Raw genomic sequence first — 23,366 nt, forward strand, 5'->3', positions numbered from 1 at the left:
TGGATCCCGCTTATTCCTTCGTTGCGCCAAGCGCGGCGATCGCGCCATGCAGCAGATCGTCGGCCGCCCGTCCGGCGTCGACGCGGGCGTGCAAGGTCGCGCCGAAATCTTTGGCTTCGTTCTGGGCCGCTTCGGGGAGCGCCGCGAAAACGGCGCTCGCCTGGGCAAAGTCGCCATGGGTCAGCGCCGCCTCGATGTGAGCGACTTTTTCTTCCACCGTCTGAGCCTCGGTCGTCGGCGCCTGACCAGAGGGACGAACGCGCACGAGTTTGCTGGCGCCCTTCATCAGATGCTCCGCAAGATCGCCGGAAGCGCCGGTCTCGAGCGCGCGGATGCGCTTGGCGGCTGGCGTGAACTCCGTCTTCAATTGCGCGGCGGTCGGCGCGCCCTTTTCGGCCAATGGCGAGAGGGCCGCCAGCGCGGCGGGATCGGCCCCGAGCCGCGTTAGCGCCTTCGTCTCGAGCGCATAGGGCCGGCCCGCCTCCAGCTCGCGCTGAAGCGCAAAGGCGACGACCACGATCGCCGCGGGGCCGTCGGGAGTCTTTGCCGCCGTGGCTTCCGGCGCCGCGCGCGTCTCGCCCTTCGAAGACTCGAGGCGCTCGCGCAGCGCCTTGGTCTCATTCCCAAGTTCGTCGATGCGGCCTTCAAGCGCCGTCATCAGCTCGCTGGCGGTGAGCGCCCCGGGTTCGCCCTGTTCGGCGGCAGCGGCGGGAGCTGGGCTCGCTTTTGCCGCCGTTTCGGCGGTGGTCTTGGCGGCGTTGGCGGCCGCCTGGGCGGCTTCGGCGGCGCGCAAGGCGCGTTGCGCCAGCTCTTCGGCCGAATCGACGCGGCTCTGCAACGCTGCGACCGCTGCTTTTTGCGATTCGATCGCCGTCTTCTGCGATTCCATAGCGGCGTTAGGCGCCGGCGGCGTCGGTTCGATCGCCGGCTCGGCGGATTTCACGGGCGCGGAGGAGGGCGGGGGCGCCATGGAGGGCCGGGGCGCTTCCGCGTCGCTCGTGGCCGACTGTCCTGCTGCCGGCGTCTCGGGCGTCGTCGTCTGCGCCGGCTCGGTCTCGCCGACGAGCGAACGGACGCGATCCTTCAACTCGCCGAAGGCGCCGCTCGCCTGATCCACATAAGGCTCGGCATAGTCCGCGACGACCTTCAGCCGCTCGTCTCGATCCTTGAACGCGATCGCCGCATAAAGAGCCGCGCCTGCGACGAGAACGAGCAGCAGCAGCGTCGCCGCCAGCCGGCCGAAGAAGGAGCGCCGCTTGGGTCTGACCACCGGCGAAGGCGGCGGTTCAAACGGCGACTCTGCAAAATCGATGGGCGCTTCCGAAGGTTCGACGCGCTTCGGTTCTTCGTCGTTCGGCAAGACCATTGGCTAATCCTTGCTGTCCCGCATCCTTATAGTTGATGCGTTCGGCGCCCGCAAAACAGGCGGCCGTCAGCCTGAAGCCTCGACAAGCTGCAACGTGCGGCGCGCAATGTCGAGATGCAGACGTTCGACCATTTTCCCGTCGATCTGCACCACGCCCTTGTCGGCGTTTTCCGGTTCGTCGAACACGGCGATGATCCGGCGGGCGAAATCGACCTCCTCGGCGCTCGGCGCAAATATTTCATTCACCGGACCGATCTGGCCCGGATGAATGAGCATTTTCCCGTCGAAGCCGAAGTCGCGGCCCTGCGCCGCTTCACGACGCAGGCCGTCGAGATCGTTGAAGTCGTTGTATATCCCGTCGATGATCTCGATGTTGTGAACTCGCGCCGCAAGCACGCCGGCCGAAAGCCAGGACAACAGCGCCGGCCGTCCGGGCGTGAGCCGCGCGCGCGTCGATTTGGCGATGTCGTTGGGACCAAGCACCAAAACCTCGAGCCGCGAAGCCCGATCGTCTGCGGCGCTGGCGATTTTTTCGATGTCAAAGACGGCGCGCGGCGTCTCGATCATCGCCCAGAGTCGCGTCTTATACGGCGCGCCGGCGGCGACGAGATCGGCGGCCGCCTTCAAAATCTCATCGCGCGAATTGACCTTGGGGATGACGATGCCGTCTGGGCCGAGCGGCGCGATGGCGGCGATGTCGGGCTTATACCACTCGGAGCCGCGGGCGTTGACGCGCACGACGAGTTGCCGCGCGCCATAGCCGCCGTCGGCCACCGCCGCCGCGACCTGCGCGCGCGCCGTCGCCTTGGCGGATTCCGCGACCCCGTCTTCAAGTTCGAACATCAGGACGTCGGCGGCGAGCGTCTTGCCTTTCTCCAGCGCTCGGGCGTTCGAGCCCGGCATCGCCAGCACGCTGCGCTTTAGTCGGGAAATCATTCAAAACTCCAACATCGAAACGATTCGGCCTGCTCTTGACCCCGCCGCGTGATCTACACAATAACCCCCGGGTCCGCCATCCGCCCGGCCAAGGCGAACTGGGTTGAGCGAACTTGGCGAAGGCGGACCTGGCCAAGGGGCGAGAAGGGAACGGTAAATGGCGGATCACGAGCAGTCGTGCGGCGCGGCCGGCTTGCCGGAAACGCTCATAGAGGGCTATGAGTCCTTCGTTCGGGGGCGTTTCCTGGCCGATCACGACCGATTCGAAGAATTAGCGGTCAGGGGCCAGACGCCCAAAACAATGATCATCAGCTGCTGCGATTCGCGCGTCGCGCCCGAGACCATCTTCAACGCTGGCCCCGGCGAGCTTTTCGTCTTGCGCAATGTCGCGGCGCTGGTGCCGCCCTACGAGCCCGACGATCATTATCACGGCGCTTCCGCGGCGCTCGAATACGCCGTCATGGCGCTAAAGGTTACGGACCTCGTGGTGCTCGGCCATGGGCAATGCGGCGGCGTGCGCGCCTATGCGGAGATCGCCGCCGATCCCGACGCGCCGCGGCTGAGCCACAGCGACTTCATCGGCGACTGGATCAAAATGCTTGGTCCCGCGGCTGATCGCCTGGGCGTTCGGCCTAATCCCAAGGACGCGGACTATGTGGAGCGCCTGGAATTCGAGTCGGTGAAGCAGACGCTGCGCAACTTGCGTTCCTTTCCCATGATTCAGGTGCTCGAACATCACCGGCATCTGCGGCTGCATGGCGCTCTGTTTCGAATCATGGACGGGCGATTGTTCGTGCTCGACGAATCGACGGGTGTCTTCAATCCCGTCTGCGAAGGAGCCTACGCCGCTGCGTTCGCCGAGGCGCGCTTTTGACGGCAGGCCCCTCGCCAGACCGCGACCGCGTACCGTTCATCGCCGGCCTGCGCGACATCGCCGACGGCTATGACGCGATTCTGTGCGATGGCTGGGGCGTGCTGATCGACGGCCGGCGGCATTTCCCGGAAGCCGCCGAGGCCCTGCGGCGCTTTCGCGCGCAAGGCGGAACCGTCGTGCTGATCACCAACGCCTCGCGTCCCGACGAAGAAGTGCGGCGCCAGCTCCTCGGTCTTGGCGTGCCGCAGGATTGTTTCGACGATCTCCTCTCGGCGGGAGAGCTGGCGCTGCGCGAAATCGTCGCGCGCGACGGACAAGCGGTCTACCACCTCGGCCCCTCGCGCGACGACGGTCTGTTCCGCGCGGCCGCGCGGCGTCTCGGCGCGCCGGTTATGCGCGTCGGGCCGCAAGCCGCCGATTACATCGTCTGCACCGGCCTCTTTGACGACCGCAACGAAACCCCCTCGGACTATGACGAGCAACTCGCAGAGCTAAAGGCGCGCGATCTGACGATGCTGTGCGCCAATCCCGATATTGTCGTCGCCATCGGCAATGATCTCGTCTACTGCGCCGGCGCCATCGCCGAACGTTATGCGGCGATCGGCGGCCGCGTTCTGACCTTGGGCAAGCCCCACGCCCCGATCTACGCCGCCGCCTTGGAGCGGCTCAAGAATTTGCGCGGCGGCGAAGTTGACAAGGCGCGCACGCTGGCGATCGGCGACGGCGCCTTCACCGACCTTGCCGGCGCGGGCCGCGCCGGGCTCGACTGCCTCTTCATCATCCATGGCGTGCATCGCGCCGAGCTGCATCCCGGCGGCGGCGCGCTTGACGAAGCGGCGCTCGATTCGCTCTTCGCGCGCGCCGGCGCTCGTCCTAAGGCTTTGGCTCGCGAGCTTTTCTGGTAAAAGGGGCTGCACAGGCCTCATCTGCGGTCACGATCCGCGACGCAACTTTCCGGTGGCTTCCATGTCGACGCCGTTCAAAATCTACTATTTCGAGGATCTGAGCGTCGGCATGCGCGAGACGCTGATGAAGGCGGTGATGGACGACGACGTGATCGCCTTCGCCGATCTTTCCGGCGACCGCAATCCGATTCATCTTTCCGATCACTTCGCCTCGAAGACGCGCTTTGGCGAGCGCATCGTGCATGGCCTTTATACGGCCTCGCTCATTTCGACGGTCATCGGCATGTATCTGCCTGGCCCCGGCGCCGTCTATCTGTCGCAGACGCTGAATTTCCGCGCGCCGGTGAAGATCGGCGACGTGATCACCGTCATTGTTGAAGTGGTGGAGCTGATCGAAAAAGGCCGGCGCGCCAAGCTCAAATGCGAATGTCTCGTCGACGGCAAGGTCGTGCTCGACGGCGAGGCCTTCGTCATGGTGCCGAGCCGCGAGCAGGTGATGCGCGTCGCGGCGCCAGCGCCAGCAGAGGCGAAGCCGGCCTCGGCTTAGATCTTCCGGCCCCGAGCCGTGTCCGACTCCTTCATTGTCGCGCGCGACCCTCAAGCGCCGCCGCCTGGACTGGAGGGCGCGGTCGCGGCGGTCGGCAATTTCGACGGGCTGCACAGAGGCCACCGCGGCGTCATCGCTCGGGCTCGGGCGCTCGCCGCAAAACTCTCGCGTCCCTGCATTCTGCTGACTTTCGAGCCCCATCCGGCGGATTTTTTCGCCGGGCGAACGGTGATTTTTAGGCTCACGCCGCCAGACGCAAAGGCGGCGCAGGCCGCTCGGCTCGGGCTCGACGGCGTTATCGTGCTCACCTTCGACAAGGACTTCGCGAAAAGCCCCGCGCGGATCTTCACGCAAGAGATTCTGCACGATCGCCTGCAGCTTTCTGCTGTTGTGGCGGGCTATGATTTTCGTTTCGGCGCCGGCCGCGAAGGCGGACCGGAGTTTTTGCGCGCCGAAGGCGAACGGCTCGGGATGATCGTGGAGATCGTCGATCGCATCACCCAGGACGAAGAGGGCAGCTTAGAGGCCGTCTCCTCGACCGCGACGCGGGAAGCGCTGGAACGCGGCGACGCGGCGCTAGCGCGCCGGCTTCTCGGCCACCCCTACTTCATTCGCGGCGTCGTGCGTCACGGCGACAAGCGCGGGCGCACGCTCGGCTTTCCCACCGCCAATATCGCGCTCGATCCCGCCAATCGGCTCAAGCACGGGATTTACGCCGTGACGATCGAGGTCGACGGGAAGGCGCATCAGGGCGTCGCCAGTTTCGGACGCCGGCCGACCTTTGACAATGGCGCGCCGCTCCTTGAAGTCTTCCTCTTCGATTTCGATGGCGACCTCTATGGCAAGGAGGTGGAAGTCGCCTTCTACGGCTTCATACGCGGCGAAGCGAAATTCGACAGCGTCGATGCGCTCGTCGAGAGGATGCGCGTCGACGTCGAAGAGGCGCGAGGACTATTGGCCGAAAGCGGCGCTTTGAGCCGGGCGAATGATCTGTTGCCATAAGTTGCGCGCGATCTAGCTTGGAGACAGCGTCCTCGACAGGAGGGAAACGTCATGAACGAAGAGCCCAAGGGACGGGTCGAAATTATCTTGCCGGGCGAGGAGACGGACGCCTCAAGGATCTGGGTCGCGACGGGCGCTGGTCGGGTCAAGGTCGTCAAACTCTCGCCATGGCAGAGCCTGTTCGTCACTGCGGCGCTGCTGTTGTTTCTGTTCCTCGGGTTCACGCTGCTGTCCGGCGCATTTCTGGTGTTGCTGGTTATCGCCGTTGTGGCGGGAGGCATCGCCTTTCTCGCCGGACTGCTCGGGCTGAGGCGGCCACGCTAGGGGCGCTGGCCGCTTTTCCCGGCTCGGTAGCGCTGCTATTAAGGACCAGATGCCTTTCCTGACCGCCATTCGAATTACCAAACCCGGCCTGCGCGAGATCACGCTGCATTTGGGCGTGATCGCCCAAATGCAGGTAACGTGATCGATCCAATAGTTTGAAGCGCGCACTATGCGAAAAACCGGGTTCCACTTTTTCGCAGCGCGCTCCTGAGCTAAGGGCTCACGCAGGGTCGGGTGCGGCGCGATTGGCGCTCTTTCCACAAATCCTCTAATCAGCGCGGCAATAGCGGCGCTTATGGCGCCTGCGTCCGCCCCAGCCGGTTTTCACGACGATGAACGACGACAGCCCGAAAGGGCCCGATTATTCGAAAAGCCTCTATCTGCCGGTCACGGATTTTCCGATGCGCGCCGGCCTGCCGCAGCGCGAGCCGGAAATCCTCAAGCGCTGGGAGACCATCGGCCTGGAGCAAAAGATGCGCGAATCGGGCGAGGGTCGTCCGAAATTCACGCTCCACGACGGCCCGCCCTACGCCAACGGCAACATTCATATCGGCCATGCGCTCAATAAGATCCTCAAGGATCTCGTGACGCGCAGCCAGCGCATGACCGGCAAGGACTGCGTCTATGTGCCCGGCTGGGACTGCCACGGCCTGCCGATCGAATGGAAGATCGAGGAGGAGAATTACCGCGCCAAGGGCAAGCAGAAGCCCGATTTCACCGATCCAGGCGCCATGATCGCCTTCCGGCGCGAATGCCGCGCCTATGCGGGACATTGGCTCGGCGTTCAGCGCGAGGAGTTCAAGCGCTTAGGGGTCGCCGGCGATTGGGGCCATCCCTATTCGACGATGGCTTTTCCGGCGGAAGCGACGATCGCGCGCGAGATCATGAAATTCGCCGCGAGCGGCCTGCTCTATCGCGGCTCGAAGCCGGTGATGTGGAGCGTCGTCGAAAAGACCGCGCTCGCCGAAGCGGAAGTCGAATATGAGGATTATACGAGCGACCAGGTCTGGGTGGCGTTTCCGATCCCGCGCGGCGCCGCGGGCGGACTGAGCGACGCGCGCATCATCATCTGGACGACGACGCCCTGGACGCTTCCCGGCAATCGCGCGATCTCCTTCTCCTCGAAGATCGACTACGGCCTCTATCACGTCACCCATGCGCCGGAGGGCAATTGGGCGCTTCCGGGCGCGACTTTCGTCATCGCCGACAAGCTTGCGAGCGAGGCGTTCAAGGCGGCGAAGGTCGAGGGCTACGAGCGTTTGCACGACGTGCCGGCCGCAATGCTCGCCGAGCTGATCTGCGCGCATCCGCTTGCGCATCTTGGCTATGATTTCGACGTGCCGCTCTTCGACGGCGAACATGTCACCGACGACACGGGCACGGGCTTCGTGCACACCGCGCCGGGCCACGGCCGCGAGGACTTCGACATCTGGATGGCGAACGCGCGCGAACTGCAGGCGCGCAACATCGAGACGCGCATTCCCTATACGGTCGACGAGGACGGATTCTATACGAAGGACGCGCCGGGCTTTGAAGGCAAGCGCGTCATCACCGACAAGGGCGACAAGGGCGACGCCAATGAGGCGGTCATCGCCGCGCTGGTTCAGGCCGGCAATCTCGTCGCGCGCGGAAAGCTGAAGCATCAATATCCGCATTCATGGCGCTCGAAGAAGCCGGTGATCTTCCGCAATACGCCGCAATGGTTCATCGCGATGGATAAGCCGTTTGGCGCGGCGCCTTACCTCCCCCTAGCGGGGAGGTCGGCCGCCGAAGGCGGCCGGGTGGGGGTTCAAGACGACTCACCCCGCCCCGCATCGCTTCGCGATGCGACCCTCCCCGTCGAGGGGAGGGATAGCGCGAGCATTGAAAGTGTGCGCGCTAACGCCCCGACGCTTCGCGAGATCGCGCTTGAGGAAATCGCCCGCACGCAATGGACGCCGGCGGCGGGCGAGAACCGCATTCGCGGCATGATCGCCAATCGTCCCGATTGGGTCGTGTCGCGCCAGCGCGCCTGGGGCGTGCCGATCGCGGTCTTCGTCAAGAAGGGCACGCATGAGCCGCTTGACGACGCGCGCGTCAACGCCCGCATCATCGGGGCCTTTGAGAAGGAAGGCGCCGACGCCTGGTACGAAGCAAACGCTTCAGAGCGATTTCTTTCGCCCGATTACAAGGCTGAAGACTACGAGAAGATCTCCGACGTTCTCGACGTCTGGTTCGATTCAGGCTCGACCCACGCCTTCACGCTCGAAGATCCGCAGCATTTTCCGATGCTCGCCGGCATTCGTCGCAAGCGCGACGGCGGCGAAGACGAGATCATGTATCTTGAAGGCTCCGATCAGCATCGCGGTTGGTTCCATTCCTCGCTTCTCGAAAGCTGCGGCACGCGCGGCCGCGCGCCGTATGACGCCGTGCTGACGCATGGCTTCGTGCTCGATGAGCGGGGACGCAAAATGTCGAAGTCGCTCGGCAATGTCGTCGCGCCGCAAAAAATCATCGCCGATTCCGGCGCCGACATCATGCGGCTGTGGGTCGCCGCGTCCGACTATGCCGATGATCTGCGCGTCGGACCCGAAATCCTCAAAACCTTCGTCGAGCTTTATCGCAAGCTGCGCAACACGAGCCGCTGGATGATCGGCGCGTTGGCGCATTATCAGCCAAATGACGATGCGGCGATGCGCGAGGCGGGAGAACTCGAGCGCCTTATGCTGCATCGTCTGCATCAGCTCGACAAGTCGATCCGCGCGTCTTATGCGGCCTACGACTACAAGCGCGTCGTCGCACTGCTCACCCATTTCATGACGAGCGAGCTGTCGGCTTTTTACTTCGACGTGCGCAAGGACGCGCTCTATTGCGATCCGCCCTCGAGCGTGAAACGCAAGGCGGCGCTCGCGACCATCGATCGCATCTTCCGCAGCGTCACGACATGGCTCGCGCCGATTCTCGTCTTCACTGCGGAGGAGGCGTGGCTGTCCCGCTTTCCGAACGCGCAATCCGTGCATCTCGAGCATTTTCCGACCATTCCCGAGGCGTGGCGCGACGACGCGCTTGCAGCCAAATGGGACAAAATTCGCAAGATCCGCTCGGTCGTCACCGGCGCGCTTGAAATCGAGCGCGCGCAAAAACGCATCGGCTCTTCGCTGGAAACGGCGCCGACCGTTTATGTAGAAGATGAGTCGTTGCGCGCCGCGCTCGACGGCGTCGACTTCGCCGAAATCTGCATCGCCTCGGATATCCGCGTCTTGCCGGGAGAAGCGCCGATCGACGCCTTCCGCCTGCCGGAAGCGCCGGGCGTCGGCGTCGTTTCGCAACGCGCGGCCGGCGTCAAATGCGCCCGCTCGTGGAAATATTTCGATCCCGCAACGGCGGATCCTGATTATCCCGACGTGACGCCGCGCGACGCGCAGGCGTTGCGCGAGCTTGTCGCGCTCGGCCGCTGGAGCGGGGCAGGCTCGTAAGTGAACGTCCTTCTCGCATTTCTGGCCAATACGATCGTCAATTTCGTCATCGGCCTCACGGTGGCGAAATTTCTCGGCCCCGAGGAATACGGCCGCTTCGCGCTTGCCTTCTCCATCGCGGTGGTCGTGCAGACGGCGCTCTATGATTGGCTGCGTCTCTCGGCGACGCGCTTTTATTCAAAGCGCACGCGCGACAAAGAGCCGGTGGTGCGCTCGACGCTCGACGCGTCCTTCATCGCCGTCACGCTCTTCCTCGCATTGGCGACAGGCATTTATGCGCTTGCGGGGCCGCCGCTCGATTTCGAAACCAATCTCATCCTGCTTGCGCTGCTGACGTCGGTGGCCAACGGGCTCTTCGACTATTGCACCGCGCTTGTGCGCGCGCGCTTTCATGACCACGCCTATGTGCGCCTCATGCTTGCCAAGAACGCGCTGTCGCTTGTCCTCATCGGCGGCGGCGCCTTTATTTTTCACTCGGCTGCGGTGGCGCTCGCCGGCGGCGTCGCGAGCCTGTTCGGCACGGTCGTTCTCGGACGTCGCGCGCTGCTCGATCCTGGCGCCGATATTCGCGCCGCCTCGAGTCAGAATGCGCGTGCGCTTGCGGCCTATAGCGCGCCGATCGTGACCGCGCATCTTCTCTATCAGGCGATGCCGCTCGCGGCGCGCTCCATCGTCGCAAGCGTCTTCGGTTTTGCGGAAACCGGCCAGTTCGCGCTGGCGTATGATCTCGGCGTGCGTGCGGTGCAGGCGCTCGGTTCGGCGCTCGACGTGCTCTTGTTTCAGATCGCCGTCGCGGCGCATGAACTCCATGGCGTCGATCGCGCCAAGCAGCAGGTCGCGCGCAACATGGGCATCGTCGTCGCCTTTTTACTGCCGGCGTGCGCCGGCCTCTGGTTCGTCATGCCGTCGATCGAAGCGCTCATCGTGCCGGCGCAATATCGCGGTCCCTTCGGCCACTACCTCGGCCTGCTGCTTCCGGGACTTTTCGCGATGGGCGTCATTCTGTTCGGCGTCAATCCCGTCTTTCAGATTGAGAAGAAGACGGCGCCATTGATGGTCGCGGCGCTTGCGGCGGTCGCCTTCGGCCTTGCGCTGCTGCTTTTTCTGCCCTGGGGCGAGGACGCTTCCAATCTCGCGATCGCGCAAGCCGGCGCCTACATCGCGGCGCTCGTGGCCACGGTCTATTTCGCGCTGCGCACGCAGCCGGTCTGGCCCTCGTTCTGGGACATGTTCGCTGCGCTTGTGGCGACGGGGGCGATGTCGCTCGCGCTCACCCCTTTGCGCGAGATGAGTCCGGGCATTTCCACGCTGATTGCTCAGATCCTGGCCGGAGCGGTCGTCTACGGACTGCTGACCGTCGCCTTCGACATCGCCGGGCTGGGCGATCTCACGACGACGTGGCTCCATCGACGCCTTGCCCGGTCGTGACGCGGCCAGTCGGCGTCGCCATATGCTAGGCTAGCGGTCGATAAGGAGCGCGCCAATGGTGATGCCGATCTATGACGACGCGCCGCTGCGCTATTTGCGGCGGCCGATCGTGAATTGGACGCTGATCGCGCTCAACGTCATCGTATTCCTCGTCGTGCAGAGCGAGATTTTCGGCGATCCGCTGACCGTCGTCCGCGGCTTCGCGATCATTCCACGCGTGCTCTTCGGCGAGGCCCAGCTCGCCGACTGGATCGTTGGACCGCCGGCTGCGCTGACGCTAGTCACCGCGCTGTTCTTTCATTCGTCGGTGGTGCACCTCGGCTCGAACATGCTGTTCCTTTACGTTTTTGGCGACAATGTCGAAGACGCCATGGGTTCGCTGCACTATCTGCTGTTTTATCTTTCCTGCGGCGTCGCCTCCGGCGTGTTCTACATCTACGCCACGCCGCATTCGATCTTGCCGCTCGTCGGTGCGTCGGGCGCGATCTCCGGCGTCTGCGCGGCCTTTCTGCTGCTCCATCCACGCGCCACGGTCGCGGGAATTTTTCCGCCGCTCTCGCTGGCGCTCGCGCCGATCTATCTTGGCGCCTGGCTCTCTGGGGCGCGGCCGAGAGCGATTCTGGGGCTGCGGGCGCCGCTGTTTTCTTTTGTCGCCTCCGGCTGGCTATTCGTCGGCGCCTGGATTGTGATGCAGCTGATCAACGCCTCCATGGGCGAGGGCGGCGCCGTCGCCTGGATGGCGCATGTCGGCGGCATCGCCGCGGGTCTGGTGCTGACGCCCATCTTCAAGCGCCGTCGGCACCGGCTTTTCGATAGGAGCGGCCCGCTCACCCCCGCGCCGCGCGCGCAGGACGCCGGCGACGACGCTCCCTGATCAATTCGTTCGGCGCGGGCGCTTTGTTTGACTTGCGCGCGCGCCCCCGCTACCAGACCGCGCGACGGCTTTAGCCAGAGTGGAGCGCGCGCAGGCGGCGTTCCGACACCGTCTCGCCAAAGGGTCAGAAGGACCAAGGGGTCGCGCGATGAAGATTCTCGTGCCCGTCAAACGGGTCGTCGATTACAACGTCAAGATCAGGGTCAAGGCGGACGGTTCGGGCGTCGATCTCGCCAATGTGAAAATGTCGATGAACCCCTTCGACGAAATCGCCGTCGAAGAGGCGCTGCGGCTCAAGGAGGCCGGCAAGGCGACGGAAGTCATCGTCGTCACGATCGGACCGGCCAAGGCCGACGAGACCTTGCGCACCGGCCTCGCCATGGGCGCCGACCGGGGCATTCTGGTCAAAACCGACGAGACCGTCGAGCCGCTCGCCGTCGCCAAAATCCTGGCCAAGATCGTCGCCGAGGAACAGCCGCAGCTCGTCATCATGGGCAAGCAGGCGATCGACGACGATTGCAATCAGACGGGCCAGATGCTCGCGGCGCTGCTCGGCTGGGGCCAGGGCGCCTTCGCCTCGAAAGTCGAGATGACTGAGGGCGCCGTCGACGTGACGCGCGAGATCGACGGCGGGCTGCAGACCGTCAGCTTAAAGCTGCCAGCCGTCGTCACCACGGATTTGCGCCTCAACGAGCCGCGCTACGCCTCGCTGCCCAACATCATCAAGGCCAAGAAGAAAGAAGTCGCCGTGAAGTCGCCCGCCGATTACGGCGTCGACATTTCGCCGCGCCTTGAAGTGTTGAAAACCACCGAGCCTGCGAAACGCAAGGCGGGCGTCAAGGTCGGCTCGGTCGTCGAGCTCGTTGGCAAGCTCAAGGAAGCGGGAGTGCTTTGAAGATGACGATTCTGCTTCTTGCCGAAACCGCCGGCGACGCGATCGCCCCGGCGACCGCCAAGGCGCTCACCGCGGCGAAGGAGATCGGCGGCCCCATTCATGTCCTCATCGTCGGGCCCGGCCTCAAGGGCGCGGCCGAGCAGGCGGCGAAACTCGCCGGCGTCGAGAAGGTCCTCGTCGCAGAAGACGCGTCGCTCGATCATGTTCTGGCCGAGACCGTCGCCGCGCTGATCGTCTCGCTCGCCGGCGCTTATGACGTCATCATCGCGCCGTCGACCTCGGCGACGAAGAACGTGCTGCCGCGCGTCGCGGCGCTGCTCGATGTGATGCAGGTCTCCGACATCATCAAGGTCGTGTCGGCCGACACTTTCGAGCGGCCGATCTACGCCGGCAATGCGATCCAGACCGTGCGCGCGAAGGACGCCAAGAAAGTGATCACCGTGCGCACCACCGCCTTCGCGGCGGCCCCCGAAGGCGAGGCAGCGCCCATCGAGGCGATTTCGGCGCCCGCCGATCCCGGCGTTTCCGCCTTCAAGAGCGAAGAGCTGGCGAAGTCCGAGCGCCCGGAGCTCACCTCAGCGCGGATCATTCTTTCCGGCGGGCGCGCGCTCGGGTCGGCGGAGAATTTCCAGAAGGTGCTGGATCCGGTCGCGACGCGGCTTAATGCCGCGATCGGGGCGTCTCGCGCCGCCGTCGACGCCGGCTATGCGCCAAACGACTTGCAGGTCGGCCAGACCGGAAAGGCCGTGGCGCCCGATCTCTACATCGCCGCGGGGATTTCAGGGGCGATCCAGCATCTCGCCGGCATGAAGGATTCGAAGGTGATCGTGGCGATCAACAAGGATGAGGAGGCGCCCATTTTCCAGGTCGCCGACTTTGGCCTCGTCGCCGACCTCTTCACGGCGCTGCCCGAGCTTGAAGCCGAGCTGGTGAAGATCGGCCGCTGACCACAAAAACCGCCGTCGCTTCGGTCCGAAATGGTCCGGCGCGGCGGCTCGGAGCTGGCGGAGCGTCGGCGCTCGGCGCCCCGCAGGCTCTTTTCTTTGTTTTCTTTGCGAAGGAACGCAAGTTATATTGCACTGCGGCACGCACTCAGCGCGGGCGGGCCGCTTGCTATCCGGCGCGAGCTTGGCTGACGGTGGTAAAAAATGGGCTTCGAAATTCGCAAGATCGGCGTCATCGGCGCGGGCCAGATGGGCAAGGGGATCGCCCATGTCTGCGCGCTTGCCGGCTATGACGTCGCCCTGAACGACATTTCGCAGGAACGCATCGACGCCGGCATCGCCGACGTCGCCGCGCAGATGCGACGCGCTGTGGAGCGCGGCCAGATCGACGCCTCGGCGGTCGAACCGGCGCTCGAACGCATTTCCGGCGCGCCTAAAATGGCCGACTTCGCCGACGCCGACCTATTGATCGAGGCGGCGACCGAGGTCGAAGACCTCAAGCGAAAGATTCTGACGGAGCTCGCGCAGTTCGTGAAGCCCGGCGCGATCATCAGCTCCAATACATCATCGATTTCGATCACGCGCCTTGCCGCCGTCACCGGTCGGCCGGAGCGCTTCATCGGCATTCATTTCATGAATCCGGTGCCGCGCATGCAGCTTGTCGAACTCATTCGCGGCATTGCGACCGATGACGTCACTTTCGAGGAGACGAAGGCGTTCGTCGTCAAGCTTGGCAAGACGATCAGCGTTTCTGAGGACTTCCCCGCCTTCATCGTCAACCGCATTCTGCTGCCGATGATCAATGAGGCGATCTACACGCTCTACGAAGGCGTGGGCTCGGTCGACGCCATCGACACGGCGATGAAGCTCGGGGCCAACCACCCGATGGGTCCGCTGCAGCTCGCCGATTTCATCGGCCTCGACACCTGTCTTTCGGTCATGCAGGTGCTGCATGAGGGCCTGGCGGATTCGAAATACCGCCCCTGCCCTCTGCTCGTGAAATATGTCGAAGCGGGCTGGCTCGGCAAAAAGACGCAGCGCGGCTTCTACGATTATCGCAGCGGCACACCCGTTCCGACGCGCTAGCGTTCGAACGGCCGCCTTTGTCAGTGGCCGCCTGGGCCGGCGCCGCGCGCCGCCTCAAACAGGAACCAGGTTCGCTTCTCGGTCTCGTCAAGAAAAGTTTCGAGAAGGCTCGCCGTCGCGATGTCTTCGTTGTCGTCGCAGACCTTATGGGCGTTGCGCAGCGACTCGGCCATCCCCTTATTGTCGTCGAGCAATTCGCACAGCATGTCGTAAGGCGAAACAAATTCCTCGTCATTGTCCTTGATGCGGGACATTTGCGCCACCTGCCCGATCGAGCGCAGGGTCGGCTGACCGAGCTTGCGCACGCGCTCGGCAAGTGGGTCGACGGCGGCGTAGATCTGCGTCGCCTGCTCGTCGAGCAGCAGATGGTAGTCGCGGAAATGCGGGCCGCTCATGTGCCAGTGGAAATTCTTGGTCTTCATATAAAGCGCGAGGGCGTCGGCGACGAGCTTGTTGACCTCCGCGGCGACCTTCATCGTCGACTGTTTTTCAAGATCGGTCGGCGTATCCAGCGCCGAACGTTCGGTGTCGGGCTTCATCGGCGTCTTTGTTTTTTGCATTTGGGTGGGCCTCCTTGCGCCCTGGCTCCAGGCTCAAGCTCGGGGTGCGCTGCTATTAGCTAGATCGCGCGCGCTGGCGGACCAGATGAAAAATAGAGCAGAGCGCGGAGATTTAGCGGCGGCGGGAAGCGTCGCCTGTCTGGGGCGACAACAGGTCGGGGCGTCGCGCGCGGGTCAGCGCCAGCGCCTGTTCATGGCGCCATTTGGCGATCCTGGCGTGATCGCCGGAGAGCAGCACCTCGGGGAGGGCGCGCCCCTCAAAGTCGCGTGGCCGCGTGTAATGCGGATATTCGAGGAGGCCGGCCTCAAAACTTTCCTCGACGCCGGAAGCTTCTTCGCCCATCACGCCGGGAATGAGCCGCACGCAGGCGTCGATCAGCGCCAGCGCCGCGATCTCGCCGCCCGAAAGCACGAAATCGCCAATCGACATTTCTTCGAGCCCGCGGGCGTCGATGATGCGCTCGTCGACCCCTTCGAACCGGGCGCAAAGAATGATCGCGCCGGGGCCTTGGGCGAGTTCGCGCGCGCGCGCCTGGGTCAGCGGCGCGCCGCGCGGACTCATCAGCAGGCGCGGGCGCGGATCGTCCTTGGGCGCGGCGGCGTCGATCGCCGCCGCCAGCACGTCGGCGCGCATCACCATGCCGGGGCCGCCCCCGGCCGGCGTGTCGTCGACGGCGCGATGGCGGCCGAGGCCATGCTCGCGGATCTGCCGCGGCTCAAGCGTCCAGACGCCACGCGAAAGCGCGTCGCCGGCGAGCGACAGGCCTAAGGGACCTGGAAACATTTCGGGAAAGAGCGTCAGGACCGTCGCGCGGAACATGGTGCGGTTATGGCATGGCGTTCGCGGAGGCGAGAAGCAGTTTCATTCTTGCTGAGATCAAGCCTCGGCCATAGTGTCGCAGACATTGCGACAGCTTGGGGCCAATGATGAAATTCTTTCTTCGAATAGGCTTTCTATTGTGGGCTTTCGGCGGCCTCTTCGCGGCGCGCGCGACGCCAATTGACGCGCCGCCAACGCTCACGGTCGGGCAGATGCACGGCAGTTGTCAGAAAACCTGTTGGGCCGTGCGCGAGGGCGCGAAGGGCTCCGAGTCGCTGCGCGATTCGCTGACTTTGACCTGCTTGAACGCGTGCTTCAAGTGCTTCCTGCAACTGCGAAGCTGCAGCCAATCCAGTGCGAACTCGGCGCCGTCAGAATGCGCCGCCGCCTTCCTTCAGTGTTACAAACAGAGCTTCGCCGAGAGGCTCAAATCAAAACCGCTCGTGAGTTTCGACGGCGGCGATGGCCACAGCCGCGAAATGGCTGTGAAGATCGTGGGCGCGGCCAATTCCCTTGAAGGGGTTCCGGCGGAGGATTTCTGGATCCAGCTGAAGCATCCCGCCTGGCGAAAAAAGGAGCGGCGCTTCGTCAAAGAGGGCGGAATTTATGACGTCATCGTTTACGACACGCCGAACGGGCCGCAGACGGTGTGGTTCGACGTCAAGGACTTTTACGTAAAGAATGGCGAGGAGAACTTGCGCCTTTTGGCGCCGAAATAAGCCGAGCGGTGCGCGGCGGGGCCTAGTGTAAATCCGGCTCGGCAGAGACCTCCGCCGGCGGCGTGATCACCACGCGCCCTTGAGCGATGTCGACGACCGGAACGACGGCTCCGGTGAACGGGTAAAGCAGCGATTCGCCGCCGGCGGCTGGCGCAATTTCGAGAATGTCGCCCGCGCCGAAATTGCGCACCGCGACGATCGTTCCGATTTCCACGCCATCCGCCGTTTCGGCGCGAAGGCCTATGAGATCGGCGATATAGAATTCGTCCTCTTCCGGCGCGGGGAGCTTGTCGCGCGCGACATAGAGTTCGACGCGGTTTAGGGCCTCGGCGCCGGCGCGGTCGTCGACGCCCTCGACTTGCGCGACGAGCATGTCCTTGCCCTGCGGGCGCACGGCGCGCAGCCTGAACTTGCGCGTCCCGCTTTTATCGGTGAGGCCGTCATAGGCTGCGATCGCCAATGGATCGCTTGTGAAGCTCTGCAGTCGGATCTCGCCGCGCACGCCATGCGGCGCGCCGAAGCGGCCGAGAAGAACGAGGCTCTTTGTCCTGTCGCCCGCCGTCATTCGATTTCCTCATCCTGAGGAGCGAGCGAAGCTCGCGTCTCGAAGGACGAGGAAATCGCATAGGGCTCCGCCGCCCTCGCGCTTCGAGACGGCTCCTGCGGAGCCTCCTCAGCATGAGGGCGAATGCAAGCGCCCCGCATTACGCCGCCGGCGCTTCCGCCGCGCCTGCTGCTTCAGCCGCCGCGGCGGCGCGCTCCTGCGCCTTCTTCTTGGGCTGCGCCTTCTGCGGATTGCTGCGCGCTTCGCGCTTCATCACGCCCAGACCATCGAGCAGTCGCGCGACGCGATCCGTCGGCTGCGCGCCTTTCTCCATCCAGGCCTTCGCCTTTTCCGTGTCGAGCACGAGGCGGTCGGCCGCGTCCTTCTCCTTCAAGGGATCGAAATAACCGATCTTCTCGATGTAGCGGCCGTCGCGCGGCGAGCGCGAGTCGGCGACGACGACACGATAGAAGGGACGCTTCTTGGCGCCGCCGCGGGCGAGACGAATTTTAAGAGACATGTTTTCGTTCCTGTTGCGTTGAGGTGAGTGAGGGAACCGGTGACGACAGTCGCCGGTTTGCTATTTCTTCTTCCCGAAGGGGTTCAGTCCGCTGAGCAAGCCGCCGCCGAGCCCCGGCAGGCTCGGCTTGGCGAGAAGATCGGGGGGCGGCGCCGCCGGAACGCCGCCGGGCTGGGCTTTCGGCTGTTGCACGCCAAGCTTCGCCTGCAGCTGCTGCAGCTCTTCCTGGGAGGGCATTTGCATGCCGGGGCCGAGCCCCATCATTTGCGCCGCCTTGCCCATCATGCCGCCGCCGCGTTTTCCTGCGCCGAAGGACTTCATCAGATCGGCCATCTGCCGATGCTGCTTGAGGAGCTTGTTGACCTCCTCGACCTTGACGCCGGAACCTGCGGCGATGCGCTTCTTGCGCGAGGCTTTCATCAGATCGGGATTGCGCCGCTCCCTGGGCGTCATCGAAAGGATGATGGCGCGCTGGCGCCTGACCATCTTGTCGTCGAAACCGGACGCGGCGATCTGATCCTTCATCTTGGCGACGCCGGGCAGGAGACCCATGATGCCGCCCAATCCGCCGATCTTTTCCACCTGGGCGAGCTGATCGCAGAGGTCCTGCAGATCGAACTTGCCCTTGGCCATCCGCTCGGCGGCCTTGCGGGCCTGTTCGGCGTCGATCGCCTGGGCGGCTTTTTCGACCAGCGCGACGATGTCGCCCATGCCGAGAATGCGGTTGGCGATGCGCGTCGGCGAGAATTCGTCGAGCGCGTCCATCTTTTCGCCGACGCCGATGAGCTTGATCGGCTTGCCGGTGACATAGCGCATGGAGAGCGCCGCGCCGCCGCGGCCATCGCCGTCCATACGCGTCAATACAATGCCGGTCAGCCCGACCCGTTCGTCGAAATTCTGGGCGAGATTGACGGCGTCCTGGCCGGTTAGGGCGTCGGCGACGAGCAGGATTTCATGCGGCTTGGAGGATGTCTTGATCTCCGCCATCTCCGCCATCAGCGGCTCGTCGATATGCGTGCGGCCGGCGGTGTCGAGCAGCACGATGTCATAGCCCTGCAGCCGCGCCGCCTCCATCGCGCGCTTGGCGATCTGCACCGGCGTCTGGCCGGGCACGATCGGCAGCGTGTCGACCTCGACCTGCCGGCCGAGCACGGCGAGCTGTTCCTGGGCCGCCGGGCGCTTAACGTCGAGCGACGCCATCAGCGTGCGCTTGCCGTGGCGCTCTTTGAGCCGTTTGGCGATCTTGGCGGTGGTCGTGGTTTTGCCGGCGCCTTGCAGGCCGACCATCATGATGGCGAGCGGCGGCGCGGCGACGAGATCGATCGGCTCCGCGTCCTGGCCGAGCGTCTCGATCAGCACGTCATTGACGATCTTGACGACCATCTGGCCGGGCGTCACCGATTTGATGACGCCGGCGCCGATCGCGCGGTCGCGGACCTTGTCGGTGAAGGAGCGCACGACGTCGAGCGCGACGTCGGCCTCGAGCAGCGCGCGGCGGATTTCGCGCAGCGCCTCGTTGACGTCGGCCTCGGAGAGGGCGCCGCGCCGTGTGAGCTTGTCGAAAATGCCGGAGAGCTTGTCGGAAAGGCTCTCGAACATGCTGTTCTCCCGCGAGCGCGAAGGCTCCAAAGCAAAACGCGCCCGGGGGCGCATCGCGCTGCCGGGCGTTGGCCTGCCGCCTCTCGGGTGGCTCGGCTGTGGTCGGTTTCTCTTTCGAGATTGGAGGAATGGATACGCGGGATGGTTTCGCGCGTCAACATCTGGGGGTTATACTCTTACTTCAGAGCAGGAATCCGACGCGAATAGCTAAGCGCGAACTTCACGAATATCGGTCGCGTTGGTCGGCTTGGCGACTTTGGATCGAGTTGAAAGCTGGGGTTTGCGTATTCCCTACCCCCTGCGGGGAGGGTGGCCCCGCGAAGCGGGGTCGGGTGGGGGTCATCGCATGCTGGCGCGGTGAGACCCCCCACCCGGCGGTCTGCGACCGCCGACCTCCCCGCAAGGGGGAGGTATTTCCGCTAACTACCGAGCATAGTCATTCGCTCAATTGATTATGGTTGGCGCGGCGAATGCAGAATGAGCTGTTACGCTGCTACGCGCCGCCATGATGCTCTTCTTATGATTTGAGAGCAGGTCATGACGCTCGACGCTTTTCTCGCATCGCTGTCCGCATCCGAGCCGCCGGCCCTCCCGCCGCCGGCGCGGGCGCTGTGGTTCGACGCCAAGGGCGACTGGAACGCGGCGCATAAAAGCGTCGACGACAAATCCGACCCCGACAGCATGTGGGTTCACGCTTTTCTCCATCGCAAGGAGGGCGATCTCTCCAACGCGGCCTACTGGTATCGCCGCGCCGGGCGAGAGCCGCAAAAAGCCCCGCTCGAAGACGAATGGCGCGAGATCGCGCAAGCGCTGCTGTCGCAAACTACGCCATGACGGAGCTGTCCGCACGAGAATTGCTGCGCAGCAATTTCGGCTTTGCGGATTTTCTGCCGGGACAGGTGGAGGTCGTCGAGGCCGTGCTCACTGGCCGCGACGCCATCGCCATCATGCCGACGGGCTCCGGCAAATCGCTCCTCTATCAGCTGCCGGCCGCCGCTCCGGGGGGCGGACTCGTTCTCGTCTGCTCGCCGCTGATCGCGCTGATGCGCGACCAGCTTCGAACCCTCGCCGACTCTGGGATTGGCGCCGTCGCGCTGCACTCCATGCAGGAGGACGACGAGGCGGCGGCCGCGATCGACGCCGTCGCGTCGGGCCGGGCGAAGCTGCTTTACGCCGCCCCCGAACGTCTCGCCCAGGACGGAACGCAGAATTTATTGCGCAGCATTCGCATCAAGCTGTTCGCGGTCGATGAGGCGCATTGCGTCTCGCATTGGGGCCACGAGTTTCGCCCCGACTATCGCGCGCTGGGCGACATTGCGCGAAAGCTCGGCGCGCCGCCGATGCTCGCCGTCACCGCGACGGCCGGTCCGCGCACCCGCGACGACATCGCCCGCACGCTGTTTGCGCGGCCGCCCGAGATTTTTCAGCGCTCCTTTGCGCGGCCCAATCTTGCGCTCGATTTCGCGCAGAAGCGCGCCGGCCTGCGGCAGATCGTCGAATTCGCGCGCAAAGGCGGCGGCGGCGCGAAGGAAAGCGGCATCATTTATTGCAACTCGCGCAACAAGACCGACGCGCTCGCCCGCGAGCTTTCGCGGCTCGGCTTCGATGCGCTGCCCTATCACGCCGGGCTCGACGCCCATACGCGTGCGGAGAGCCAGGACGCTTTCTTTACCCGTAAGGGCGCGGTGATGGTGGCGACCATCGCCTTCGGCATGGGCGTCGATAAGCCGGACGTGCGCTTTATCGTTCACGCCGATCTGCCGACCTCGGTCGAGGGCTATTATCAGGAGATCGGCCGCGCCGGCCGCGATGGCGCGCCGGCCCGCGCGCTGACGCTGTTCTCGCCCGCGGAGCTGGCGCTGCGCTGGCGCATTCCGGATGCGGCGAAAGACAATGACGCGGCCGCGGGCGACTACGCCAGACGCCAGGCGATGGCCCGGCTAGCGGCGGCGCCGAGCTGCCGTTTTCAGCGCCTCCTCGCCGAATTCGGCGAAGAGAGCGGGCGCTGCGGGAGATGCGACCATTGCCGCGGCGGACCGCTCGCGTGGCCCCGGCGCCTCTCATCATTCGCCCTCGGCTGGCGCGCGGCGCTCTCAAGCGGCTTCGCAGCGCGCGCCGACCTTTCGGAGGGCGAGGCTGATCTCCCTGAACTCGCGCCCGCGCCGATCGACGCGCCGAGGCGCCAGGAGGAGCCGCCGCTGACGGTGGCCGAGGCGCGGCTGCTGCGCGCGCTCGAGGCCGAGCGGCTCGCCATCGCAAAACGGCGCGGCTTGGCGCCGCGAATTGTCGCCTCCGAACAGGCGCTGCGCGCCCTCGCGCGCGAAAGGCCGCTAAGCGCCGACGATCCGCTGCTGCGGGGGCTCGAAGAGCCGGCGGCGCTGCTGCGGGTGATCCGCGAAGCCCTCTAAAGCCGGCGTGAGGGTTTCGTTCGGCGCCGCAACACTGTAGTTATGGCTCTCCGTGCTGTTCCCCCGAGCCCATGTCCGCTAACCCGCCGCCAAACGCCGCCGAACTGCGACAGGTCATGTTCGGGCTCGGCCTCGCCATGCTGCTCTCGGCCCTCGACCAGACGATCGTGGTCACGGCCATGCCGACCATCGCGGCCGACCTCGGCGATCCTCAGGATCTGCCCTGGATCGTGACGGCCTATCTCATCGCGGCGACGGTGGTGACGCCGCTCTACGGCAAATTCGCCGATGTCTACGGGCGGCGACGCGTCATTTTGATCGGGGTGGTCACTTTCGTGATCGGATCGGTCGCCTGCGCCTTGGCCCCGAGCATGGCGGCGCTCGCCGGCGCGAGGGTCATTCAGGGACTTGGCGGCGGCGGCCTGATCTCGCTCGCGCAGACGATCGTCGCCGATCTTGTCTCGCCGCGCGAGCGCGGCCGATATCAATCCTATTTCGCTGCGGTGTTCATCACCTCCAGCATCGCCGGTCCGGCGCTCGGCGGCGTTTTTGCGCAATATTGGCATTGGTCGCTGATTTTCTGGATCAATCTGCCGCTGGGCCTCGCGGCGCTCCTGATCGTCAATTCGCGGTTGAAGCGCGTGCCGGAGCGGCGCCATCCGCATCGCGTCGATTATCTGGGCGCGATGTTGCTGATCGCCGGCTCCGGTCTTCTCGTGCTGGCGCTCGGCTGGGGCGGCGTGCGCTATCCGTGGCGGTCGGCGCCGATCGTCGGCCTCCTTGCCGCCTCCGCCCTCGCCTGGGCGCTTTTTGCCTGGCGCACGGCGCGCGCCGAGGAGCCGCTCATTCCGCTGCGCATTCTCCGGCTACGGATCGTGCGCGACGCCATCCTGTCGAGTTCCTTTGGGCTCGGCGGGTTCGTCGGACTTTCGGTCGTGATGCCCATCTATTACGAAATCTGCGGCGGGATGAATGCGAGCGAATCGGGGCTGACGCTTATTCCCCTGATGGTCGGCACCGTCGCCGGCGCCACAGTCTCCGGACGATTGATGGGGCGTTTGACGCATTACAAGACGGTTCCGCTCCTCGGACTCGGCGCGGGCGCTCTCGCCGCGCTGGGCGCAGCCGCGATGATGGGTTCGGGCCGCTCGCTGCTTTGGCTCAACGCCCTGCTCACCGTCACGACGTTCGGCATCGGCGCGATGCTGCCTGTCGCCACCGTTTCGGTGCAGAATGCGGTCGATTCGCGCGATTTGGGGACGGCGACGGCCTCGATGCAATTCTTTCGGCAACTCGCGGCCGGGGCCGCCGTCGCGCTTTTCGCCGCCCTGGCGATCGGCGGCGGCCGCGCGCAATTGCTTGAGGAGATGAAGACGGACGTCGACGGCGCCGCTTTGTTTTCGAGCTTTCGCCTCGTTTTTCTGGCGCTTGCCGTTTGCGTGGGCCTGTCCCTGCTTTTCCTCGCGCGTATGGAGGAGCGGCCGCTGCGCGGCGAGCGGCGCAGCTGACGGGTCGATTTTGCTCGCGTCTTTTCTATTTGCCCCCATGGCATGGAATTTT

At 64.9% G+C, this 23,366-nt stretch carries 22 protein-coding genes; 15 read left to right on the plus strand and 7 right to left on the minus strand.

Annotated features, from left to right (window positions below):
* Positions 1–10 precede the first annotated feature (10 nt).
* Entirely contained in the window at positions 11–1,366 is a 1,356-nt protein-coding gene (locus A3OO_RS0103480; protein ID WP_018406446.1) for a COG4223 family protein, read from the minus strand.
* 66 nt (positions 1,367–1,432) lie between these two features.
* On the minus strand, positions 1,433–2,302 hold the full coding sequence (locus A3OO_RS0103485; protein ID WP_018406447.1) for an HpcH/HpaI aldolase/citrate lyase family protein: 870 nt from the start codon (positions 2,300–2,302) through the stop codon (positions 1,433–1,435).
* A gap of 157 nt (positions 2,303–2,459) precedes the next feature.
* On the opposite strand from A3OO_RS0103485, the gene A3OO_RS0103490 reads away from it, so the two are divergent.
* The 11 genes from A3OO_RS0103490 to A3OO_RS0103545 all read left to right on the plus strand — a co-directional run bounded on the left by A3OO_RS0103490 (position 2,460) and on the right by A3OO_RS0103545 (position 14,636).
* Complete coding sequence (locus tag A3OO_RS0103490; RefSeq protein WP_018406448.1) at positions 2,460–3,176, plus strand: carbonic anhydrase; 717 nt, start codon at positions 2,460–2,462, stop codon at positions 3,174–3,176.
* On the plus strand, positions 3,173–4,081 hold the full coding sequence (locus A3OO_RS0103495; RefSeq protein WP_018406449.1) for a TIGR01459 family HAD-type hydrolase: 909 nt from the start codon (positions 3,173–3,175) through the stop codon (positions 4,079–4,081). The genes A3OO_RS0103490 and A3OO_RS0103495 overlap by 4 nt, the downstream gene beginning before the upstream one ends.
* 61 nt (positions 4,082–4,142) lie before the next feature.
* Positions 4,143–4,628, plus strand: coding sequence for a MaoC family dehydratase (locus A3OO_RS0103500; protein WP_018406450.1), 486 nt, complete (start codon positions 4,143–4,145; stop codon positions 4,626–4,628).
* An 18-nt stretch (positions 4,629–4,646) separates the two neighbouring features.
* On the plus strand, positions 4,647–5,630 hold the full coding sequence (locus A3OO_RS21055) for a bifunctional riboflavin kinase/FAD synthetase (protein WP_018406451.1): 984 nt from the start codon (positions 4,647–4,649) through the stop codon (positions 5,628–5,630).
* A gap of 51 nt (positions 5,631–5,681) precedes the next feature.
* Entirely contained in the window at positions 5,682–5,954 is a 273-nt protein-coding gene (locus A3OO_RS0103510) for a hypothetical protein (protein ID WP_018406452.1), read from the plus strand.
* Between the two features lie 332 nt (positions 5,955–6,286).
* The gene (gene ileS / locus A3OO_RS0103520) at positions 6,287–9,409 is read left to right on the plus strand and encodes an isoleucine--tRNA ligase (RefSeq protein WP_018406454.1); all 3,123 of its coding nucleotides are present in this window, start codon (positions 6,287–6,289) and stop codon (positions 9,407–9,409) included.
* Entirely contained in the window at positions 9,410–10,837 is a 1,428-nt protein-coding gene (locus A3OO_RS0103525) for a lipopolysaccharide biosynthesis protein (protein WP_018406455.1), read from the plus strand.
* A gap of 55 nt (positions 10,838–10,892) precedes the next feature.
* On the plus strand, positions 10,893–11,711 hold the full coding sequence (locus A3OO_RS0103530; RefSeq protein WP_018406456.1) for a rhomboid family intramembrane serine protease: 819 nt from the start codon (positions 10,893–10,895) through the stop codon (positions 11,709–11,711).
* A gap of 148 nt (positions 11,712–11,859) precedes the next feature.
* Positions 11,860–12,606, plus strand: a complete 747-nt coding sequence (locus A3OO_RS0103535; RefSeq protein ID WP_018406457.1) for an electron transfer flavoprotein subunit beta/FixA family protein — start codon at positions 11,860–11,862, stop codon at positions 12,604–12,606.
* A gap of 2 nt (positions 12,607–12,608) precedes the next feature.
* Entirely contained in the window at positions 12,609–13,553 is a 945-nt protein-coding gene (locus A3OO_RS0103540) for an electron transfer flavoprotein subunit alpha/FixB family protein (protein ID WP_026222659.1), read from the plus strand.
* Positions 13,554–13,754: 201 nt separating this feature from the next.
* Positions 13,755–14,636, plus strand: a complete 882-nt coding sequence (locus A3OO_RS0103545; protein ID WP_018406459.1) for a 3-hydroxybutyryl-CoA dehydrogenase — start codon at positions 13,755–13,757, stop codon at positions 14,634–14,636.
* Positions 14,637–14,656: 20 nt separating this feature from the next.
* On the opposite strand, the gene A3OO_RS0103550 is transcribed toward A3OO_RS0103545, so the two are convergent.
* Positions 14,657–15,196, minus strand: coding sequence for a Dps family protein (locus tag A3OO_RS0103550; RefSeq protein WP_018406460.1), 540 nt, complete (start codon positions 15,194–15,196; stop codon positions 14,657–14,659).
* A gap of 112 nt (positions 15,197–15,308) precedes the next feature.
* Complete coding sequence (trmD, locus tag A3OO_RS0103555) at positions 15,309–16,016, minus strand: tRNA (guanosine(37)-N1)-methyltransferase TrmD (protein ID WP_018406461.1); 708 nt, start codon at positions 16,014–16,016, stop codon at positions 15,309–15,311.
* 104 nt (positions 16,017–16,120) lie between these two features.
* Between trmD and A3OO_RS0103560 the strand changes: the two genes are divergently transcribed.
* The gene (locus A3OO_RS0103560; protein ID WP_018406462.1) at positions 16,121–16,735 is read left to right on the plus strand and encodes a hypothetical protein; all 615 of its coding nucleotides are present in this window, start codon (positions 16,121–16,123) and stop codon (positions 16,733–16,735) included.
* A 22-nt stretch (positions 16,736–16,757) separates the two neighbouring features.
* Here the strand turns inward: A3OO_RS0103560 and rimM are convergent, their stop codons facing one another.
* From rimM to ffh, 3 genes are all read right to left on the minus strand, one after another.
* Positions 16,758–17,300 carry a ribosome maturation factor RimM gene (rimM, locus tag A3OO_RS0103565; RefSeq protein WP_018406463.1) on the minus strand — a complete coding sequence of 181 codons (543 nt, stop codon included), beginning with the start codon at positions 17,298–17,300 and terminating at the stop codon, positions 16,758–16,760.
* Positions 17,301–17,439: 139 nt separating this feature from the next.
* Positions 17,440–17,799, minus strand: coding sequence for a 30S ribosomal protein S16 (gene rpsP, locus A3OO_RS0103575; protein WP_018406465.1), 360 nt, complete (start codon positions 17,797–17,799; stop codon positions 17,440–17,442).
* A 60-nt stretch (positions 17,800–17,859) separates the two neighbouring features.
* Positions 17,860–19,398 carry a signal recognition particle protein gene (ffh, locus tag A3OO_RS0103580; protein ID WP_018406466.1) on the minus strand — a complete coding sequence of 513 codons (1,539 nt, stop codon included), beginning with the start codon at positions 19,396–19,398 and terminating at the stop codon, positions 17,860–17,862.
* Between the two features lie 537 nt (positions 19,399–19,935).
* On the opposite strand from ffh, the gene A3OO_RS0103585 reads away from it, so the two are divergent.
* The 3 genes from A3OO_RS0103585 (at position 19,936) to A3OO_RS0103595 (ending at position 23,314) form a co-directional block, all read left to right on the plus strand.
* A complete protein-coding gene (locus A3OO_RS0103585; protein ID WP_018406467.1) occupies positions 19,936–20,232 on the plus strand; it encodes a hypothetical protein in 297 nt (98 codons plus the stop codon).
* A complete protein-coding gene (locus A3OO_RS0103590) occupies positions 20,229–21,806 on the plus strand; it encodes a RecQ family ATP-dependent DNA helicase (RefSeq protein ID WP_018406468.1) in 1,578 nt (525 codons plus the stop codon). The genes A3OO_RS0103585 and A3OO_RS0103590 overlap by 4 nt, the downstream gene beginning before the upstream one ends.
* A 71-nt stretch (positions 21,807–21,877) precedes the next feature.
* On the plus strand, positions 21,878–23,314 hold the full coding sequence (locus tag A3OO_RS0103595) for an MDR family MFS transporter (RefSeq protein WP_026222660.1): 1,437 nt from the start codon (positions 21,878–21,880) through the stop codon (positions 23,312–23,314).
* Positions 23,315–23,366 lie beyond the last annotated feature (52 nt).

The sequence above is a fragment of the Methylocystis rosea SV97 genome (assembly GCF_000372845.1).
GTDB lineage: Bacteria > Pseudomonadota > Alphaproteobacteria > Rhizobiales > Beijerinckiaceae > Methylocystis > Methylocystis rosea.

Excerpts from the sequence above, each read along its gene's own strand:
- A3OO_RS0103585 (WP_018406467.1), top strand. The coding sequence starts at position 19,936 with ATGACGCTCGACGCTTTTCTCGCATCGCTGTCCGCATCCGAGCCGCCG.
- A3OO_RS0103595 (WP_026222660.1), top strand. The coding sequence starts at position 21,878 with ATGTCCGCTAACCCGCCGCCAAACGCCGCCGAACTGCGACAGGTCATG.
- A3OO_RS0103540 (WP_026222659.1), top strand. The coding sequence starts at position 12,609 with ATGACGATTCTGCTTCTTGCCGAAACCGCCGGCGACGCGATCGCCCCG.
- ffh (WP_018406466.1), bottom strand. The coding sequence starts at position 19,398 with ATGTTCGAGAGCCTTTCCGACAAGCTCTCCGGCATTTTCGACAAGCTC.
- A3OO_RS0103480 (WP_018406446.1), bottom strand. The coding sequence starts at position 1,366 with ATGGTCTTGCCGAACGACGAAGAACCGAAGCGCGTCGAACCTTCGGAA.
- A3OO_RS0103500 (WP_018406450.1), top strand. The coding sequence starts at position 4,143 with ATGTCGACGCCGTTCAAAATCTACTATTTCGAGGATCTGAGCGTCGGC.
- A3OO_RS0103590 (WP_018406468.1), top strand. The coding sequence starts at position 20,229 with ATGACGGAGCTGTCCGCACGAGAATTGCTGCGCAGCAATTTCGGCTTT.
- A3OO_RS0103485 (WP_018406447.1), bottom strand. The coding sequence starts at position 2,302 with ATGATTTCCCGACTAAAGCGCAGCGTGCTGGCGATGCCGGGCTCGAAC.
- A3OO_RS0103510 (WP_018406452.1), top strand. The coding sequence starts at position 5,682 with ATGAACGAAGAGCCCAAGGGACGGGTCGAAATTATCTTGCCGGGCGAG.
- A3OO_RS0103535 (WP_018406457.1), top strand. The coding sequence starts at position 11,860 with ATGAAGATTCTCGTGCCCGTCAAACGGGTCGTCGATTACAACGTCAAG.
- A3OO_RS0103545 (WP_018406459.1), top strand. The coding sequence starts at position 13,755 with ATGGGCTTCGAAATTCGCAAGATCGGCGTCATCGGCGCGGGCCAGATG.
- rpsP (WP_018406465.1), bottom strand. The coding sequence starts at position 17,799 with ATGTCTCTTAAAATTCGTCTCGCCCGCGGCGGCGCCAAGAAGCGTCCC.
- A3OO_RS0103530 (WP_018406456.1), top strand. The coding sequence starts at position 10,893 with ATGGTGATGCCGATCTATGACGACGCGCCGCTGCGCTATTTGCGGCGG.
- rimM (WP_018406463.1), bottom strand. The coding sequence starts at position 17,300 with ATGACGGCGGGCGACAGGACAAAGAGCCTCGTTCTTCTCGGCCGCTTC.
- trmD (WP_018406461.1), bottom strand. The coding sequence starts at position 16,016 with ATGTTCCGCGCGACGGTCCTGACGCTCTTTCCCGAAATGTTTCCAGGT.
- ileS (WP_018406454.1), top strand. The coding sequence starts at position 6,287 with ATGAACGACGACAGCCCGAAAGGGCCCGATTATTCGAAAAGCCTCTAT.
- A3OO_RS0103560 (WP_018406462.1), top strand. The coding sequence starts at position 16,121 with ATGATGAAATTCTTTCTTCGAATAGGCTTTCTATTGTGGGCTTTCGGC.
- A3OO_RS0103550 (WP_018406460.1), bottom strand. The coding sequence starts at position 15,196 with ATGCAAAAAACAAAGACGCCGATGAAGCCCGACACCGAACGTTCGGCG.
- A3OO_RS0103490 (WP_018406448.1), top strand. The coding sequence starts at position 2,460 with ATGGCGGATCACGAGCAGTCGTGCGGCGCGGCCGGCTTGCCGGAAACG.